The sequence below is a fragment of the Streptomyces thermoviolaceus genome (assembly GCF_045209695.1).
Lineage (GTDB): Bacteria > Actinomycetota > Actinomycetes > Streptomycetales > Streptomycetaceae > Streptomyces > Streptomyces thermoviolaceus.
This window is the reverse complement of the sequence record NZ_CP109280.1, coordinates 5,965,344-5,983,064: the sequence shown is the minus strand read 5'-3', so window position 1 is coordinate 5,983,064 and position 17,721 is coordinate 5,965,344. Positions and strand designations below refer to the sequence as shown.

General features: G+C 73.8%; 16 protein-coding genes. 9 read left to right on the top strand and 7 right to left on the bottom strand.

Translation table 11 applies throughout. From position 1 onward, the window contains the following. Positions 1-18: 18 nt before the first annotated feature. Both OG899_RS26160 and OG899_RS26155 read right to left on the bottom strand, forming a co-directional pair. Entirely contained in the window at positions 19-1,233 is a 1,215-nt protein-coding gene (locus tag OG899_RS26160; protein ID WP_125498135.1) for a cation:proton antiporter, read from the bottom strand. A gap of 1,097 nt (positions 1,234-2,330) precedes the next feature. Continuing rightward, positions 2,331-3,410 (bottom strand): hypothetical protein, encoded by a 1,080-nt coding sequence (locus tag OG899_RS26155; RefSeq protein WP_406311183.1) that lies wholly within the window; start codon positions 3,408-3,410, stop codon positions 2,331-2,333. A gap of 116 nt (positions 3,411-3,526) precedes the next feature. Here OG899_RS26155 and OG899_RS26150 point away from each other — a divergent pair, with 116 nt between their 5' ends. After that, complete coding sequence (locus OG899_RS26150; RefSeq protein WP_125498137.1) at positions 3,527-4,105, top strand: TetR/AcrR family transcriptional regulator; 579 nt, start codon at positions 3,527-3,529, stop codon at positions 4,103-4,105. 128 nt (positions 4,106-4,233) lie between these two features. On the opposite strand, the gene OG899_RS26145 is transcribed toward OG899_RS26150, so the two are convergent. Further along, positions 4,234-5,286 (bottom strand): NAD(P)-dependent oxidoreductase, encoded by a 1,053-nt coding sequence (locus OG899_RS26145; protein WP_125498138.1) that lies wholly within the window; start codon positions 5,284-5,286, stop codon positions 4,234-4,236. A gap of 337 nt (positions 5,287-5,623) precedes the next feature. Here OG899_RS26145 and OG899_RS26140 point away from each other — a divergent pair, with 337 nt between their 5' ends. The 4 genes from OG899_RS26140 to OG899_RS26125 all read left to right on the top strand — a co-directional run bounded on the left by OG899_RS26140 (position 5,624) and on the right by OG899_RS26125 (position 9,052). Beyond that, on the top strand, positions 5,624-6,349 hold the full coding sequence (locus tag OG899_RS26140; protein ID WP_373296062.1) for a glycosyltransferase family 2 protein: 726 nt from the start codon (positions 5,624-5,626) through the stop codon (positions 6,347-6,349). Beyond that, positions 6,346-6,990 (top strand): DUF2064 domain-containing protein, encoded by a 645-nt coding sequence (locus tag OG899_RS26135; protein ID WP_125498140.1) that lies wholly within the window; start codon positions 6,346-6,348, stop codon positions 6,988-6,990. Before OG899_RS26140 ends, OG899_RS26135 begins: the two co-directional genes overlap by 4 nt. A 249-nt stretch (positions 6,991-7,239) precedes the next feature. Further along, the gene (locus tag OG899_RS26130) at positions 7,240-7,950 is read left to right on the top strand and encodes a response regulator transcription factor (protein WP_189428063.1); all 711 of its coding nucleotides are present in this window, start codon (positions 7,240-7,242) and stop codon (positions 7,948-7,950) included. Then, positions 7,940-9,052 carry a sensor histidine kinase KdpD gene (locus OG899_RS26125; RefSeq protein ID WP_185867851.1) on the top strand — a complete coding sequence of 371 codons (1,113 nt, stop codon included), beginning with the start codon at positions 7,940-7,942 and terminating at the stop codon, positions 9,050-9,052. Before OG899_RS26130 ends, OG899_RS26125 begins: the two co-directional genes overlap by 11 nt. Positions 9,053-9,123: 71 nt before the next feature. Here the strand turns inward: OG899_RS26125 and OG899_RS26120 are convergent, their stop codons facing one another. The 4 genes from OG899_RS26120 to OG899_RS26105 form a co-directional block, all read right to left on the bottom strand. After that, positions 9,124-9,546: a hypothetical protein gene (locus OG899_RS26120; RefSeq protein WP_260604099.1), complete on the bottom strand. Its 423-nt coding sequence runs from the start codon at positions 9,544-9,546 to the stop codon at positions 9,124-9,126. After that, on the bottom strand, positions 9,543-10,676 hold the full coding sequence (locus OG899_RS26115) for a molybdopterin-dependent oxidoreductase (RefSeq protein ID WP_373296715.1): 1,134 nt from the start codon (positions 10,674-10,676) through the stop codon (positions 9,543-9,545). Before OG899_RS26115 ends, OG899_RS26120 begins: the two co-directional genes overlap by 4 nt. Before the next feature lie 275 nt (positions 10,677-10,951). Then, the gene (locus OG899_RS26110; protein WP_168131663.1) at positions 10,952-12,424 is read right to left on the bottom strand and encodes a glycosyltransferase family 87 protein; all 1,473 of its coding nucleotides are present in this window, start codon (positions 12,422-12,424) and stop codon (positions 10,952-10,954) included. Beyond that, entirely contained in the window at positions 12,421-13,272 is an 852-nt protein-coding gene (locus tag OG899_RS26105) for a class I SAM-dependent methyltransferase (RefSeq protein ID WP_406311182.1), read from the bottom strand. Before OG899_RS26105 ends, OG899_RS26110 begins: the two co-directional genes overlap by 4 nt. Positions 13,273-13,893: 621 nt before the next feature. Between OG899_RS26105 and OG899_RS26100 the strand changes: the two genes are divergently transcribed. The 4 genes from OG899_RS26100 (at position 13,894) to OG899_RS26085 (ending at position 17,644) form a co-directional block, all read left to right on the top strand. Further along, positions 13,894-15,306, top strand: coding sequence for a molybdopterin-dependent oxidoreductase (locus OG899_RS26100; protein ID WP_168131665.1), 1,413 nt, complete (start codon positions 13,894-13,896; stop codon positions 15,304-15,306). Further along, the gene (locus OG899_RS26095) at positions 15,303-15,806 is read left to right on the top strand and encodes a hypothetical protein (protein WP_168131666.1); all 504 of its coding nucleotides are present in this window, start codon (positions 15,303-15,305) and stop codon (positions 15,804-15,806) included. The genes OG899_RS26100 and OG899_RS26095 overlap by 4 nt, the downstream gene beginning before the upstream one ends. After that, positions 15,803-16,477: a bifunctional 2-polyprenyl-6-hydroxyphenol methylase/3-demethylubiquinol 3-O-methyltransferase UbiG gene (locus tag OG899_RS26090; RefSeq protein WP_125498145.1), complete on the top strand. Its 675-nt coding sequence runs from the start codon at positions 15,803-15,805 to the stop codon at positions 16,475-16,477. The genes OG899_RS26095 and OG899_RS26090 overlap by 4 nt, the downstream gene beginning before the upstream one ends. Before the next feature lie 387 nt (positions 16,478-16,864). Then, a complete protein-coding gene (locus tag OG899_RS26085; RefSeq protein ID WP_125498146.1) occupies positions 16,865-17,644 on the top strand; it encodes an SDR family NAD(P)-dependent oxidoreductase in 780 nt (259 codons plus the stop codon). The last annotated feature ends 77 nt before the right edge of the window (positions 17,645-17,721 follow it).

The window sequence follows — 17,721 nt, the reverse complement described above, 5'->3', positions numbered from 1 at the left end:
CGACCGAGTCCGCCCCGGTCAGGCGTTGGCGTGGGCGGACTCGGTGACCTCCTCGTCCGCGGGGGCGGTGGTCCGCTCCGCGGGACGGCGCGTGAGGAAGCGGGCCAGCGGCTCGGTGTAGCGGGCGGCCAGCGGACCGAGGATGACGAGGATCAGGACGTAGGCGGTGGCCAGCGGCCCGATGCGGGGCTCGACGCCGACGGCGAGGCCGGCGATGACGATGGAGAACTCGCCGCGGGCCACCAGGGTGCCGCCGGCCCGCCAGCGACCCGCACCGTGGATCCCAGCGCGACGGGCGGCGAACCAGCCGGTGGCCACCTTGGTCAGGGACGTGACGAGGGCGAGCAGCAGGGCGGGGAGGAGGACCGGCGGGATGTCGGCCGGGTTGGTGGACAGGCCGAAGAAGACGAAGAAGACGGCGGCGAACAGGTCCCGCAGCGGGGTGAGAAGGTTGCTGGCGCCTTCGGCGACCTCGCCGGACAGGGCGATGCCGACGAGGAAGGCGCCGACGGCCGCCGAGACCTGCAGTTCCTGTGCGACGCCGGCGACGAGCAGAGTGAGGCCGAGGACGACCAGCAGCAGCATCTCGGCGTTGTCGGAGGAGACGGCGCGGCTGATCAGCCGCCCGTGCCGCAGGGCGACGTACAGGACGGCACCGACCGTGCCCAGGGAGATCAGCAGCGTGACCGCGCCGCCCGCGAGGCTGACGCCGGCCAGCAGGGCGGTGAGGATGGGCAGGTACACGGCCATGGCCAGGTCCTCGATCACGAGCACGCCGAGGACGACCGGGGTTTCGCGGTTGCCGAGCCGACGCAGGTCGCCGAGGACCTTGGCGATCACCCCGGAGGAGGAGATCCAGGTGACACCGGCCAGCGCCACGGCCGCGACCGGTCCCCAGCCGAGGACGAGTGCCGCCACGGCCCCGGGTACGGCGTTGAGGACGAAGTCCACCGCGCCGGAGGGGTACTGGGTCTTGAGATTGGTGACGAGTTCGGAGGCGCTGTACTCCAGGCCGAGCAACAGCAGCAGGAGGATGACGCCGATCTCGGCGCCGGTGGCGACGAACTCCTCGCTGGCCTGCAGGGGCAGGATGCCTCCCTGGCCGAAGGCGAGTCCGGCCAGCAGGTAGAGGGGTATCGGCGAGAAGCCGACGCGTCCTGCGAGGCGGCCGAGCAGGCCCAGGGCGAGGATGATGGCGCCGAGTTCGATGAGCATGGCTGTGGTGTCGTGCACGGGCGTCGGTCCTCCGGTTCGGTGACGGCGGTTGCGCCTTCGCGGCGTGTGACGTTCGGTTACTGACGGTGAGGCCGGTGATGCGGGCGGGCGGGCAGTGCTCGGTCAGGTGTCAGGTCGTGTGCGGTCGTGCGGCCAGGCGGATGCGCGTCGGCGAGCAGCCGAGCACAGCGGACGGTGGCCGCCCGTGTTCAGCTCCGCGCCCGTGAACCGGGCCGCCCGGTCATGACGGGGCAGCGTGGCACGGGAGACTTTCCTGGTGCGTGCGGTCGCTCAGCAGATCAAAGGCCGGAAGCGGTGGTGCCAGGATCAGGAACGTTGTCACGAGCCGTCTTGTCGATGCGGACAGGTCGTTCCATGTCACGTCCCTCCCATCGCACCTAGATCCGGCAGCACCGGACACACAGTCCCCACACAGTGAGCAATGAGCCGCTCAATGGAGCATTTAGGCTCGGTAAAGAAGTTTAGCGCACGATAAAAACCGCATATGCCGCGGCCGATGACATACAGGGACGAACAAAGTGCCGAATGACGGCAAGTCACCTGTGTGCACACCGGACACGCCGACCGGGACGAACGGCGCGGCAGCGACGAGAAGCGACTGGCGGCACCCCCTTGCGCCTCCTCACCGGTCGTCGGTCGGCGCCCGGCTGCGACCTGCGCAGTTCCTGCCCTCTGAGACCGTGTCAACGGCACCGGCACGGCATGTCCGCCGACAGGCGCGCCCGCTGGAGGGGTGATGCCGTTCACCCGTCGCGGTGACACCTGCACGCCCCTCGCGCCGCCGTCCGGTCCGGCTTCGTCGACGCGACGGAAGGCCGCACCGGGTGACGAACGACACATCATCAGGTACGTGTACGCCATCGGCCGACCGGGTGATGCACACCACTCTCTCGGCTGCAGGTGTGACCACCAGCCCGTCCACCTCGCCTGACGGCCCGCACATCGGCATCGGGCCGGCGGTCCGGCGACACCGGGACCGGACACGCGTGAGCCGTCGGACCGGGACGCACACACCTGTGCCGTGTGCTCGTCCCGGTCCGACGGCGCCCGTTCCGGTCCGGCGGCCCACCCGCACCACCGGGCGCCCCGGCACGTCAGGTGCGGTGCGACGAGGCGACAAGCCGGCGGTTGGTCTCGGTCACCGCGTCGGTGAGGTCCCGGTAGGGCTCGTCCCAGGGATCCTTCAGCCCGAAGCCCCGGTGCGGGTTCTCCAGCCAGCTGCACCAGTGCCAGCCCAGACACCACGGCCGGGCGGCGAACGCCTCGGCCGAGGCGACGTATCCGGCGCCGCGTTCCCGCTGGTCACGGGCCGAACCGGTGCGCCCGGGGTTCATGACGGTGGGACACCAGTTGCCGGTGTCGGCGATCAGCACGGGCCGGCCGGTGCGCCGGTGCCAGCGCTCGATCCGAGCGAGGGCCGCGTCCAGGCGCGCCGGGTCGGGGCCCGGGAACGTCTGCACCGACAGCACGTCGACGTAGGGCGCCATCGCGTCGAGCACCGCGTCGGGCACGCCGGTACGAGTGCCGTAGCGGTCGCCCAGGATCAGATGGTGCGGGTCGTACCGACGGATCGCCTCGGTGGCGACCCGGTAGTAGGCCTCCGCGATCTCCGGGAGATCCTCGGGCGGGTGGCCGGCTCCCGTCGGGTGCCGCTCCCAGCAGGGCACGTCCACGAGGAAGTACCCGAGCAGACGGGGGTCGTCCGGGCGGCACAGCGTTCTCGCCAGGTGGTCGCACCACTCGGCGAAGGCGGGTGTCCGCGGGTCGCGGTAGGCCGGGACGCCGTTCCAGTGCTCGATCTCGGCGACACGCAGCGACAGCGTGTACGGGATGCCGGCCGCGGCGAGATCGTCGGGCGGCAGCCCCTCCGAGTGCCCCAGGTCGACGACACCGCCGTCGGTGGCCAGACCGGTGCCGCTGACGTATTCCGAGGTCCAGCCGAGCGTGTTGAAGCCCCAGGAGGTCATCTCCGGCACCAGCCCCTCGCTCAGCCAGCGACGGCGCGAGCCCCCGTACCGCTGCCGGTAGATGCCGATGTTGTGCGGGTAGCGCAGGTTGGTGTCGTCCGCGTGCACGACGCCCACGGACAGGAACGGACTGCCGTCGGGTGCTCGGAACAGCCATCGACCGTCGTCGTGGCCGACGGTGAAGGCAGGGCCGGTGGGGCGTGCCATGGTGGGGCTCCTTCCGGCGAGACACGGCGCCTCGCCACGGCGCTCCAGGTAACCACCGAGCCCTCCCGCGGGCAAGACGAGGCATCTCGTCTCGCTGCTCGGGTACGCTGGCACCCATGCCCGCCCCCGATCCCGCCCGCCGCAGCCAGGAGTCCTGGCGCGCCATCCTGGACGCCGCCTTCGCCATCCTCGACGAGGAGGGCTACCAGGCCGTCACCATGAGCCGCATCGCCGCCCGCGCCGGGGTGGGGCGGCAGACCCTGTACCGGTGGTGGCCCTCGAAGGCCGCGGTGGTCTTCGAGGCCTTTCTCGACAAGGTGACCACCGGGCCCTTCCCCGAGGAGGGCGCCTCCTTCCCCGAGCGGCTGCGTGCCCATGTCCACGGGTTCCTCGCCCTGTACGTGGACGGCAGCGGCGGGCACCGGCTCCGGGAGCTGATCGGCGCGGCCCAGACCGATCCCGAACTGGCGCGCGCCCTGAGCGAGCAGTGGTTCGAGCCCCGCCGGGCCCCCGTCCGGAAGGCGCTGCTCGACGCCCAGCGCACCGGGGACGTCCGTGCGGACGTGGATCCCGACACGGCGCTCGACCTCGTCTTCGCGCCGCTGCACTACCGGCTGCTGGTCTCGGGGGAACCGGTCGACGCCGCCTATGTCGACACCGTGGTCGACCTCTGCCTGGCGGCGCTGGCTCCCTGACGAGCCCCCTGCGGCGACCGGCCTGCTGTGCCCCCGCGGCCGGCCGGGCGGGGCGCACGGCCGGCCGCGGGGGCGCCCCACCACGCGTGTGTCCCGCGCCGCACGGCCGGTCACACCGGTGCGGACGGTCAGCCGGCCCGCAGCGGGGCGGTGGCGAACTGCGTCATGCCCTCCGCGAAGGAGACCTGCGGTGTCCACCCGAGTTCGTCGCGCAGCCGACGCGAGGAGGCGGTGATGTGGCGGACGTCGCCGAGCCGGTACTCGCCCGTGACGACCGGCCGGGGCCCGCCGTACGCCTCGGCCAGGGCGGTGGCCATCTCCCCCACCGTGTGCGGCTCGCCGCTGCCCACGTTGTAGGCGCGTCCGGTCCCCTCGGCGAGGCCGGCCAGCCCGTCGAGCGCCGCCACGTTGGCCCGGGCGACGTCCTCGACGTGCACGAAGTCGCGGCGCTGGCCGCCGTCCTCGAACACACGCGGTGCCTCCCCGCGTTCCAGCGCGGACCGGAAGAGGGAGGCGACACCGGCGTACGGGGTGTCACGTGGCATCCCGGGACCGTACACGTTGTGGTAGCGCAGCGCGGCCACCCGCCCGCCGGTCGCCCGCGCCCACGCGGTGGAGAGGTGTTCCTGGGCGAGCTTGGTGGCGGCGTACACGTTGCGCGGGTCCATGGGGGCGTCCTCGGTCACCAGGCCGGGGACGAGTGCCGCGCCGCAGTGCGGGCAGGGCGGCTCGAAGCGTCCGGCCTCCAGATCCGCGACCCGGCGCGGGCCCGGGCGGACGACGCCGTGGGAGGGGCACTCGTAACGGCCCTCCCCGTACACCACCATGGAGCCGGCCAGGACCAGCCGCCGCACTCCGGCCTCGGCCATGCCGGCGAGCAGGACCGCGGTGCCCAGGTCGTTGCATCCCACGTAATCGGGGGCGTCGGCGACGTCCTTGCCGAGGCCCACCATGGCGGCCTGGTGGCAGACCGCGTCCACGCCGCGCAGCGCCTCTGCCACATCGGCCGCCTCCCGCACGTCCGCCCGGTGGAACTCCACCCCCTCGGGGATCGGGGGGTCGGTGCGGTGGGCGGCGGGCAGCAGTGCGTCGAGGATGCGTACGTCGTGCCCGGCGTCGGTGAGGGCGGTGACGATGTGCGAGCCGATGAAGCCCGCACCTCCGGTGACCAGGATCAGCATGATCCCGACCGTACGGGAGCCGTCCCGGCCTGCGGCCGCACAGCGCCCGGACGTCAGGAATCGGTAACCCGGGCACCCCCTTCGCGCCCCCGCGGCCGTCGTGACGGCCCGTCCGCCGCCACGACGGGACGAAGCGGCGGACAGGCCGGACGTCGCCCGTCAGCGCGCACCCCACGCGCCGCACGATCCGGACCGATCCCGCAGCCGACCGTGGTCGTCGGCACCGCGCGGGCCCTCCCGGGTGCGGCCGTCCCTCTCGGGCGGCGGTCGACGTCAGCACTCCGTAAGATGACGAAGTCCTTTATGCACCTTTTGCTCTCGTAGGGTGAATGGGGTGATCGAAACGACCTCCTCCTCCACCGTGCCTGTCGACGTGGTGCTGCCCTGCCTGAACGAGGCCGAAGCGCTGCCGTGGGTGCTCGAGCGCATCCCGGCGGGCTGGCGGGCGATCGTCGTGGACAACGGATCGACCGACGGTTCGGCCGAGATCGCCCGCGAGCTGGGTGCGCAGGTGGTCCACGAGGCACGGCGCGGCTTCGGAGCCGCCTGCCATGCGGGACTGACCGCCGCCACCGGCGACGTGGTGTGCTTCTGCGACTGCGACGCCTCCTTGGACCCCTCCCTGCTGCCGCAGGTCGCCGAGCCCGTCCTCGCCGGCACGGCCGACCTGGTGCTGGGGCGCCGCCGGCCGGTCAGCCGGCGTGCCTGGCCCCTGCACGCCCGCGTGGCCAACCGGGAGCTGGCCCGTCTGATCCGTCGGCGCACCGGGGTGCGTCTGCACGACCTCGGCCCGATGCGCGCCGCCCGCCGCACGCCCCTGCTGGCCCTCAACCTGACGGACCGTCGGTCCGGCTATCCGCTGCAGATGGTGGTGCGTGCGGCGGACGCCGGCTGGCGGGTGGCGGAGAGGGACGTGCCGTACCGTCCGCGCGCCGGGCGCTCCAAGGTCACCGGCACCTGGCGCGGCACCTGGCAGGCGGTACGGGACATGCGTGCCGTCCTCGCCGAACCGCCCGCGGCAAACCGGACGCCGACGGCCGGTGTCCCGGGAGGCGGACGGTGAGCGCCGCATGCGCGGCCACGTTGCTGGTCATCGCGAAGCAACCCGTGCCCGGGCGGGTCAAGACCCGGCTCACACCTCACTACACCCCCGAGGAGGCGGCCGCTCTGGCCGAGGCCGCACTGCGGGACACCCTGCACACCGTCGCGCGGACACCCGCGCGGCGGCGCGTGCTGGTGCTGGACGGTGTTCCGGGGGCGTGGCTGCCCCCGGGGTTCGAGGTCGTCCCGCAGGTGTCCGGCGGGCTGGACGAGCGGATCGCGGCCGCCTTCGGTCTCTGCGACCGGGGACCCGCCTTCCTGGTGGGCATGGACACCCCGCAGCTGACCGCCGACGTCGTCGCGGACGCCGTCCGGGATCCCCACGACGCCTGGTTCGGGCCGGCCGCGGACGGCGGCTTCTGGGCGCTGGGCCTGGCCGACCCGGCCAGTGCCGCCGCCCTCGTGCGCGGTGTGCCGATGTCCACCGACCGCACCGGCGCCGTCCAGCGCCGCCGCCTGGTCGAGGCGGGACTGGACGTGGTGGATCTGCCGGTGCTGCGGGATGTGGACACCCCCGCCGACGCGCTGGAGGTGGCCGCCTGCTGCCCGCCCGGCTCGCGTTTCGCCGCCGCCGTCTCCTCGTTCGCCCGGGCCGGGCGGTGACCCGCCGGGTGCGGTGATCCGATCCGCCGGGCGAGGTCGCCACGCAGGTCCGAAAGCCGGTGACGGCGGTCTTCCTGCCGCATCGGCGGTGTCGCGCTTCGGGCCCTGCAGCACGGGCACGACGCACCGCGGCCGCCGTCGCGCGCCCGGCGGCGCGGCGTCCGCACTTCTTACGAGTCCCTTTCCGCTGCCACGTCCTGCCCCACCAGGAGCGACACCGGCCCCGGGGCGGTGCGACACTCGGTCGGTGTGAAACGTGTACTCGTCGTGGACGACGACCCGACCGTCGCCGAAGTGGTCGCCGGATACCTGGGCCGGGCCGGCTTCGCCGTGGACGTGGCCGCGGACGGCCCCACCGCCCTGACCACGGCCACGCAACAGCCACCCGACCTGGTGGTTCTGGACCTGATGCTGCCCGGGATGGACGGACTCGAGGTGTGCCGCCGCATCCATGAGCAGGGCCCACTGCCCGTGATCATGCTGACCGCACGCGGTGACGAGGAGGACCGCATCCTCGGCCTCGAGGTGGGCGCCGACGACTACGTCACCAAACCGTTCAGCCCCCGGGAACTGGTCCTGCGGGTCACGTCGGTGCTGCGCCGGGCGGCTTCCGCCGCGCAGGAGGCGCCGGCCGGGCAGCTGCGCGCAGGCCCCCTCACGCTGGACCGCACCGCTCGCCGTGTGACCCACGGCGGCCGTGAACTGTCCCTGACTCTGCGGGAGTTCGACCTGCTGGAGTACTTCCTGCGCAACCCGGGACGGGCCACCAGCCGTGAGGAGCTGATGCGGCGCGTGTGGGGCTGGGAGTTCGGCGACCTGTCCACCGTCACCGTCCATGTGCGGCGGCTGCGCGAGAAGATCGAGGACGATCCGGCACGGCCCCGTCTGATCAGCACCGTGTGGGGCGTGGGGTACCGGTTCGACATGCCGGTGGAGGACGGAGCCGCCGGTGCTGCGTGACACCCTTCTCATCGTTGTGTACGCGGCCGTCGGCGCCGCCGCTGCCGGGGTGCTCGGCACGGTGGCCCTCCGGCTGCTGCGCGACCGCTCGGTCACGCTGTCCCTGGCCGTGGTCGCGGGCGTCACGGTGGCGGCGATGCTCGCCGGGACGATGCTGGTGTGCTGGGCGATGCTGCTGTCCGACCACGATCTGTGGGTCGTGACGATGGTCTGTCTCATCTCGGCGGTCGTGTCGCTGCTGGTCGCGTTCGTGCTGGGGCGGAGCGTCGTCCGGGGAAGCCGGGCGTTGGCGGCGGCCACCCGGGCGCTCGGCGACGACGGCACGTTCACCCCTCCGCCGTCCGCACCCACCGCGGAACTCGCGGCGCTGACCCGTGAACTGACCGAGACCAGCGCCAAGCTGGCGGCGTCGCGGGAGCGGGAGAGAGCGCTGGAGGAGTCCCGCCGGGAACTCGTCGCCTGGATCTCCCACGATCTGCGGACCCCGCTGGCCGGGCTGCAGGCGATGACCGAGGCCCTGGAGGACGGCGTGGTCAGCGATCCGAGCGTGTACCACGCCCGCATCCGCGCCGAAGTGGAACGCCTGGGCGAGATGGTCAGCGACCTGTTCGAACTCTCCCGTATCCAGGCGGGTGTGCTCGCCCTGAACACCGCGCGGATGTCCGTGTACGACCTGGTGGGCGACGCCATCGCCGGGGCGGGCGCGCTGGCCCGGGAACGGGGGGTGCGGCTCGTCGGCGACGGGGTCGAGCCGGTGCCGGTCGAGGTCGACGGCCGCGAGATGTCCCGGGTTCTGGCGAACCTCCTGGTCAACGCCATCCACCGGACGCCCGCCGACGGCACCGTGGCCGTGTCCGCGCGGCGGGAGGAGGACAGCGTGGTGGTGTCGGTGACCGACGAGTGCGGCGGCATCCCGCCCGAGGACCTGCCGCGTGTCTTCGACACCGGGTGGCGCGGTACAAACGCCCGCACCCCGCCCGCCGGGGCGGGGCTGGGCCTGGCCATCGTGCGGGGCATCGTCGAGGCCCACCAGGGTCGCGCCGCCGTCTGCAACGTTCCCGGCGGCTGCCGGTTCGACATCCGCCTGCCCGCGGCGGCTTGAGCGGTGCACGGCCCGGTGTGCGGGCGGTGTCCTGGCCGTGTCGCCGGACACCGCCCGCACACCGGTCCTCGTCACTGCCCTCGGACGTCGCCCCGTCGGGCGCGGAGGACCGCCCGCGCGGCGGCGTACACCACGGTGACCGCGGCCACGGCAGCCAGGGTGATCAGCCAGTTGCGCGGATAGTCCAGCGGCAGCACCGAAGGGTTGGCGCGGGGGCCCGGACGCAGCAGCGGCGGCAGGGCGACCAGGGTCAGCGCCCCGGCGACCAGCAGGGCGCCGCGCACCGGGCCCCGCAGGCGGCCGCGGACCAGCAGCCGGCCGATCAGCAGCACCAGCGGGGCGATCAGGGCGTCGTGCAGGGCGACCGCTCCGGCCAGCCACAGCAGTACGTCCCCCGGACCGGGCACGTCCCACAGCAGCGACACCCCCTCGCCCAGCAGCGCCAGGCCGGCCGCGCCCGCCGCCACCCGGAACACCGTCACACCCGCGCTCACGACAGCACCTCCAGCCGGCCGACCCACTTCGTCTGCAGTGCGCCCGGCCGGTTCGGGGCGATCAGGCGCACCGGGTAGCCGTGGTCGGGGCTGAGTTCCTCGCCGTTCAGGGTGAGAGCGAGCAGTGTCAGCGGGTCGCGGGCGTGTTCCCGGCCCAGCTCCGACACCCGGTAGCCGCCGCGGGTCTGCAGGGAGACCACCCGGACCCGGGCGTGGGCCGGGGCGCCGGCCCGTTCCAGCAGGTCGGCCACCCGCACACCGGTCCAGTGGGCCGTCTTGCTCCAGCCCTCCACACAGGCGATGGGCAACCGGGCCTCGTGCCGCGGCAGGGCGCGCAACTCGTCCAGGGTGAGGGTGAAGGACCGCGGACCGGTGACCGTCAGGCGGTACCGCTCGGGACGGATCGTGCCCACCGCGGCCGCGGCGGCGGTCCGGTTGACCGGCAGGCCCTGGGGACCGTGGTCCGGGCTGCGCGGTGCGAGCAGGGCGAGATCCTTCAGCGGGGTGAAGGACTGCCCGACCGTGGTCAGGGTCACCGCTCCGGTCGCGGCCGCCACCGCGGTCAGCAGCGAGCGCCGGTCGGTGCCGTCCGCCGGAAGGGCGAGCGTGCCCGGTGAACGCCGGGTCCAGTGGTCGCGTATCTCCGGTGCCTTGACGGCGATGTGCAGGATCAGCGCGCCGGTGACCAGCCAGGCCACGGCGTAGTGCACGGGCACGAAGGAGAACGGCCACGGGTACCACTGCGCGATGTTGAGCAGGCCGGTGGCGACCTCGAAGACGGCGCCCGCCACGAGCGGGGCCACCGACAGCCGTTCCAGCGCGTGCCGCACCGAACGCACCGGCGGCCAGGTGAACAGCCGCGGGTACACCGCCCACAGCTTGGCCGTCAGCAGCGGGATCGCGGCGATGCCGGAGGCGACGTGCAGTCCCTGGGTGAGCCGGTAGCCCCACACCGGACGGCTCGGGACGCCGTCGGCGAGCCACCCCGGCGGATGCTGCATGAGGTGACTGATCAGGCCGGTGACGAAACAGACCGCGAAGGCGGGTCCCAGCCACCGCCCGATCACGGTGGCCGTGCGGGCGTCGTGCAGTCCGCCCGAGAACCTGGGCGGAAGGAGACGTGATCTCATGATGTCCATCCCACCGCCGGGGAGGCCGCGGCGGAACATGCCGGCTCCTTACGGAACACGTACATGTGCGGTGGACGGCCCGCGGCGACGGCGGACCCGCGGGTGTGTCCGCCGGTGCGGATGGCGCGGGCACACACCCGACGGCCCGCTCCGAGGCGGCGCTTCGGAGCGGGCCGTGGCCGGCGGCAGGGCACGGGAGCGGTCCGGGCCGAAGGCGGCCCTGGTCGCGTGTGTGAGGGTGTGCGGCTTCTCCTCGGTCGTGTCCCGCCCGTGCGTCACACCCGTGCTCGGAGGACACCGGTGTACCGTCCCAGGAAGCGCCGGGCCGACTCGGACCGCACGACGGCGCCGACGACGACGCACACCGCGGCCACGCCGTACGACAGTGCCTGGACGGGAATGCCGTGCGACTGCCGACCGCACAGGTAGAGCACGATGCCGGCCAGTGTGACGGTGAGCCACTCCCAGCGGCCGTCGAGAGCGACCAGACCCACGAGGAGCAGCGCGTACCACGGGTAGGTGGGGGAGACCAGCAGCAGCGCGGTGCCGGTCAGCAGCAGGGCGCCGCGCCACGGGCGTGCGGGGTCGCCGCGCCAGAGCACGTACAGGGCCATCAGCGCGAGCAGCACCACGACCGTCACCTCGGCCGCGGAGTCCGGCAGCACCAGCCGGACCAGGGCGAAGCGGTGCACGTCGCCGGGCGAGTAGCCCTCCTCGTGGAGGTAGCCGGGCAGGTATCCCAACACGCCCGCACCGGAGGCGGCGACGTAGGGCACATAGGCGAGGGCCACCACGGCCAGCAGGGCCGCCGCCACCCGCGCCACCCGTGCGGGGCTGCGCACACCGGACAGCGCACCGGGCAACGCCAGCACCGGCAGCAGTTTGACCGCGACCGCCGCGCCCAGCAGCGCACCGCGGCGCACACCCGCGGTGGCCGTGCCGAGCGCCAGCACGGTCAGCAGCACACCGAGCGTGTCGACATGCGCGTTGTTCACCGCCTCGATCGGAACGGCGGGGCACCACCCCCACAACGCGGCCCGGCCGGCGGCCCGCTCGGGATCACCGCGGCGGCGCCCCACGGCGAGCAGGGCGGCCGTCGTGCCGACCGCGAGGACGGCACCGCCGGCCTGGAGCGGCTTGTGACGGCCGTCCGCCGGCGACAGGAGGTGGACCGCGGAGAACCAGCCCTCGGCGACGGGCGGGTAGATGGTGGGCACGCCGGGGCGGTTGATGCGGGTGCACTGGCCGCGGTCCGTGCGGGTCAGTCCCCAGCCCCGGCAGTCCCCCTTGTCCGGGAACAGCCACTCGTCGCGCAGCCGGTCCAGCTGCGGTGCCGCGGGCGGGTACGCGTACGGGGAGATCCCGGCGGCCTGGACACGGCCGTCCCAGGCGTAGCGGAACATGTCGGTGCTGGTGCGGGGCGGCGCGGCGAGCGCGGCCACGGCCACGGCGGCCGAACCGGCGAGGACCAGCGCGGTCGCCACCCGTCGCGGTGCCCTGCGCACGGCCCGCACCGCGGCGGCGAACAGCAGCCAGGCGACGCCGTAGCCGATCAGCATCGGTCCCAGGTGGGAGCTGTCGTCGCCGGTCCGTACGGTGACCGCGACGACGGCGGTGAGGGAAGCGAGCAGCAGCGTCGTGACGGTCACCGCGGAACGGGCCGTGGTGCGGCGCGAGGGCGCGGCGGGGTGTTCGGTGCCGGAGCGCGGCGAGCCGGACCGGCGCTGCGGGAAGGCCGTGTCGCTCATGGGTGCGTGCTCCTTCCGGTGGGCGCCGGGTGACCGTCGGGCGGGGTGGTGGTCTGCTGCCGCAGTTCCACGAACCGGCGCCCGCCGGCCTGCCACTGCTCGACGGGTGCCCATCCCGCCTGCTCGGCGGCCCGCAGCAGCGCGGCGGTGCCGACGCGGGCCCAGGGGAAGGGGCGTCCGTGCCGGCCGTGGGCGTCCTCGAGGCGGACCGTGAGTCGTTCGTCCACGTCCGCGCGGGACGCCTCCGCCAGCAGGCGGCTGCCGGGCGCAGCGGCCGCGCGCAGACGGCGCAGCAGGGCGACCGGGTCGCCGCCGATGCCGATGTTTCCGTCCATCAGCAGCACGGTGCCCCAGCGGCCTTCGCCCGGCAGGCGCTCGAAGACCGAGCGGCGCAGCGCGCTGCCGCCGCGCCGCCGGGTCAGGGCGACCGCGGCCGGGCTGACGTCCACGCGCAGGCAGCGCACCCCCCTGGCGGCCAGGGCCCCCACCAGACGGCCCGGTCCGCAGCCGACGTCCAGAACGGGCCCGCAGCAGCGGTCCAGGACGTCGAGGTCGACGGCGTCGGCGGCGCCGCACCAGCGTTCGATCTCCAGCGTCAGCAGGTCGCCGTCCCCGTCGGCCGTGTCCCGGTGCGTCGCGGGCGTCAGGCGGCGCAGGTACAGCGGGCCGTGGCCGGCGCGCAGGGCGTCGGCGTAGGGGTCGGCCAGCCGCGGGTCGACGGTCCCGCGCCGGGCGGAGCGGCCCGTGCGCCGCTCGGGGCCGGCGGGCCGGGGCAGCAGGGGGAGCGTGCCCGGCAGGGCCGTGGTCGGCAGCCAGGGGGCGGATGCGATGCCGGTTCCGTCCGCCATGCCGGTCACCGCCCGGCCCGGGCGGGCGTGTCGTCTGCGGCGGTGGCGGCCCCGGAGGGACGACACGGTGCCGCGTGCGCCGGATCGCCGGCCGGGTCCTCGTCGTGCACGGCGGGCGGATGCGTCCCGTTCCGTCCCGCCTCGGCGTCGTGCAGCCGCCCTCGGGCGCGCCGGCGGATCGGGCGGGCCTGTTCGGGGGCGGCCGGGCGGTGGTGCGAGGGCCGGGCGCGACACGGGGCCTCGCAACGGGGCGGTGCCGCGTCCCGCGACACGGAGGGAGAGGAGGTCGTTTCGATCACCCGTCTCACCCTACGGAGACAAAGCAGGCATAGGGGATTCAGTCACCTTACGGAGTGCTGACATCCCCGCTCCACGGCGCTCCCCCGCCGGCCGTGCGACCTCACACCTTCTCAACCCGCAGGCTGTCGCGCGCCGCAGGGCCGTGCGGGGCGCCCGTTCACCCGTCCGCCCCGCGCAGAACACCCGCACGCACGCCTCGAGGCGGACCGCACATGCGAGGCGTGCCACCGTGGATCCGGGCGACCGGGCCGGGAGGTGACGGCATGCCATGCAGCCGCCGAGGCACAGCAGGTCACATCCACCACAGCGCAGGAGGTGCCGATGGACGGCAGCCCGTCGGCCGCGGGTCCCGCCGGCCCGGGATCCCCGGACCACGAGGACGGGTCCCGCAGAGGGCCTGCGCACGGCGTCCTTTCCGGGCTGTCCTTGCGGGTCCGGTATCTCGTGCGCCGGGCCGAGCACGCTCCTCCGCCGCCCGGTCCGTTCCGGCCCGGTTTCTGGCGCAGTCCCCTGCGCGGGCCGTGGCTGACGTCCGTGTTCGGGCTGGTGCTGCTCATCGGCATCCCGCTGATGTTCGTCACCGGGATGCTCTCCTACGCCTCCTACAACCCGGACCTGGGGCGCCTCAACGACCAGACCCCCGGCAAAGGGGTGCTGGGTTTCTACCTCTTCGCCTGGCCCACCCACCCGTACTGGCTGTACCGGCTGACGCAGGGTGTGCATGTGACGCTCGGTGTGGTCCTGGTGCCCGTGCTGCTGGCCAAGCTGTGGTCGGTGATCCCGAAGCTGTTCACCTGGCCGCCGGCCCGCAGCCTCGCCCATGCGCTGGAGCGGCTGTCGCTGCTCCTGCTGGTCGGCGGGGTGATCTTCGAGTTCGTCACCGGCATCTTCAACATCCAGCTGTTCTACGTGTTCCCGGGCTCCTTCTACACTTTGCACTTCTACGGCGCCTGGGTCTTCATCGCGGCCTTCGTCGTCCATGTGTGTCTCAAGGTCGGCCGGATGGTGGGCGCGCTGCGCTCCCGCAGTCTGATGGCCGAACTGCGCACTCCTCTCGCCCGCACCCGGCCCGAACCGCCCGACCCCGACGGCCTGGTCCCGGCCGATCCCGCGCCGCCGACGATGACCCGGCGCGGTGTGCTCGCCATGGTGGGCGGCGGATCGCTGCTGCTCCTGTTGGTCACGGCGGGGCAGAGCATCGGCGGCCTGCTGCGCAACACCGCTCTTCTCGCGCCGCACAACCGGGAGCCGGGCAGCGGCCCGAACGGCTTCCAGATCAACAAGACCGCCGCGTCCGTCGGTGTCACCCCCGCGCACGTGGGTCCCGACTGGCGGCTGGAGATCCACGGCGCGGGTCCGGCGCACGTGTTCACCCGTGCGCAGCTTCTCGCGATGCCTCAGCACACCGCCTCCCTGCCGATCGCCTGCGTGGAGGGCTGGTCCACGACCGACCAGCTGTGGAGCGGTCTGCGGCTGGCCGACCTCGCCGCCCTGGCCGGGCTGCCCGACGCGGGCAGTGTGCTGGTGGAATCCGTCCAGCCGCCGGGGCCCTACGCGTCCGTGCTGCTGCGCGGCAATCAGATCCGCGATCCCAGGTCGCTGCTCGCCCTGCGGGTCAACGGTGCGGATCTGTCGCTCGACCACGGCTTCCCGGCCCGCATCATCGTCCCGGCCAACCCGGGTGTGAACAACACCAAGTGGGTTCGCCGGCTCACCTTCAGGAGCTGGCCATGAGCCGTTTCGTCCGCTGGTACGGCTCCAGTCCGCTGCATCTGCTGGTGCTGATCGCCTCGTTCGCGCTGACCGGCTACGCCATGGTGCGTCTGTTCGCCCTGCGCCCGCTGGGCGTCGTGCTCTGGTTCGTCGGCGCGGCGGTCGTGCACGATCTGATCCTGCTGCCGCTGTACTCGCTCGTCGACCGGTCGGCACAGGCAGTGCTGCGGCACCGGGCCCCCCGTATGCCGTGCCCACCGTGGATCAACCACCTCCGGGTGCCCGCTTTCCTCTCCGGGGTGCTCCTGCTCGTCTGGTTCCCTCTCGTCTTCGCCCTGTCCAGGCCCTATCCGGAGGCGACCGGGCTGCCCATCGACGTCTACCTGGGCCGGTGGCTGGCCCTCACGGCCGTGCTCTTCCTGGCGTCCGCCGTGGCGTTCGCCGTCCGGCTCCGCCGTCTGCGGCACACCGACGGTGCGGGCGAGGGGCGGCCCGCGCCTGGTCACGGTGCCGGGCCATGACGACCGACGGGCACCGTTCCCCCTGCGCGAGCGACGATCCCTACGCCCTCGCCCTGCGGGCCGGCCACGGACCGGTGTACCTGAGGCTCGCGGACGGACGGCGGATCGCGATGCCCGTGCACCGCTGGTTCGCGCCTCCGACCGTGGCCGACGAATCGGTGCTCGACCGCTGTGTCGGCCCCGTGCTCGACGTGGGCTGCGGACCGGGCCGGCTGTGCCGGGCGCTGCTGCGCCGCGGAGTGTTCGCGCTCGGCGTCGACGTGACCCCGCGTGCGGCGGCGCACACCGTCGCCCTCGGCGGCATCGCCGTGTGCCGGTCGGTGTTCGACCGGCTGCCGGCCGAGGGAGGCTGGCAGACCCTCCTGCTCATCGACGGCAACATCGGCATCGGCGGCGACCCGCGCGCGCTGCTGCGCCGGTGCGTCCAGCTCACCGCGCCCACGGGACTGCTGCTCGTCGAGGCCGACCCGGAGGACGTCGAGGAGCACGGCACCGCCCGGTTCGAGGACGCCCACGGGCACAAGGGCCCGCCGTTCCCCTGGGCGCGTCTGGGGGCGCCGGCGCTGCACCGTGTCGCGGAGGATCTCGCGCTGGGTGTCGCCGACCAGTGGGTGCACGGCCACCGGCGCTTCCTCGTCCTCGGCCGCCGCAGCCCGGCGCGGCGCGGGTGATGCGGGGCGCTTTTCCGCACGTGGAGTTGCCCTACGGCGTACGTGACGGGACGGCGGGGAGACAACTCACAGCGAGGCGCCGACGAGGCAGACGTGTGCCGACTCGGCGGTCACACCCGAGCCCTACCCGACCGCGGACGGCGACCGCGCACCGCCTGTACGCCATCACGCGGCTACCTGGTCCAGGGCCGCGACGAAGCGGCCGAGGTCGCGCCGGTGGGAGCCGGCCGGCTCGGCGGCGAGACCCGGGCGGACGGTCGGGACGGCACCGGCCGCGGTGCCGCTCCCCCGCCCCGAGGGACCGCCTCCTGACGAGAACACCACCGGCACAGCCGCACGACACCCCGCGGATGTGCATCTCCACGACACACGAAAGGCACCCCCGTCATGAGCACCACGCAGGACAACCGCACGTCCGGCCACGGCACGTCCACCGGAGAGCTGCGGGGCAAGAAGGCCCTCATCACCGGCGGCACCGCGGGCATCGGCCTGGAGACCGCCCGCCTGTTCGTCCGCGAGGGCGCCGACCTCGTCATATCCGGCCGTGACGCCGAACGCGGCGCCAAGGCCCTGGCCGAGCTGCCGGAGGGACCCGGCACGGTGCGTTTCGTCGCCGCCGACCTCGCCGACCTGGAGTCGGTGCGGGCCCTGGTCGAGGAGGCCGGTTTGGTGGACATCCTCGTCAACAACGCCGGCAGCTTCCCGGTCGCCCCCACGGTGGAGCAGTCCGTGGCCGGTTTCCAGCAGGTCTTCGACACCAATGTCCGCGGCACGTACTTCCTCACCGCGCAGCTGGTCCCCGCCATGCTCGACCAGGGCGAGGGCAGCATCGTCAACGTCAGCACCATGGCCGCCTCGATGGGTGTTCCCGGTGCGTCGAGCTACAGCGCCTCCAAGGCCGCGGTGGAGTCCCTCACCCGCACCTGGGCGGCCGAGTTCGGTCCGCGTGGCGTCCGCGTCAACAGCGTCGCCCCCGGCCCGACCATCACCGAGGGCGTGCTGGCCGAATGGGGCGACGGTGTCGCCGCGCTCGGTGAGCAGCTGCCGCTGCACCGCACCGCCCGGCCCGCCGAGATCGCCGAGGCCGTCCTGTTCCTCGCCTCGCCCCGGGCCGGCTTCGTCACGGGAGCCACGCTCGCCGTGGACGGCGGTGCCACCGCCGTCTGAGGCAACCGCCGGCGCGTCCGCTCGGCACCGCGTCCCGGCATGGGCCGGGGACGGAGCACCGCACGGACGGAGACCGA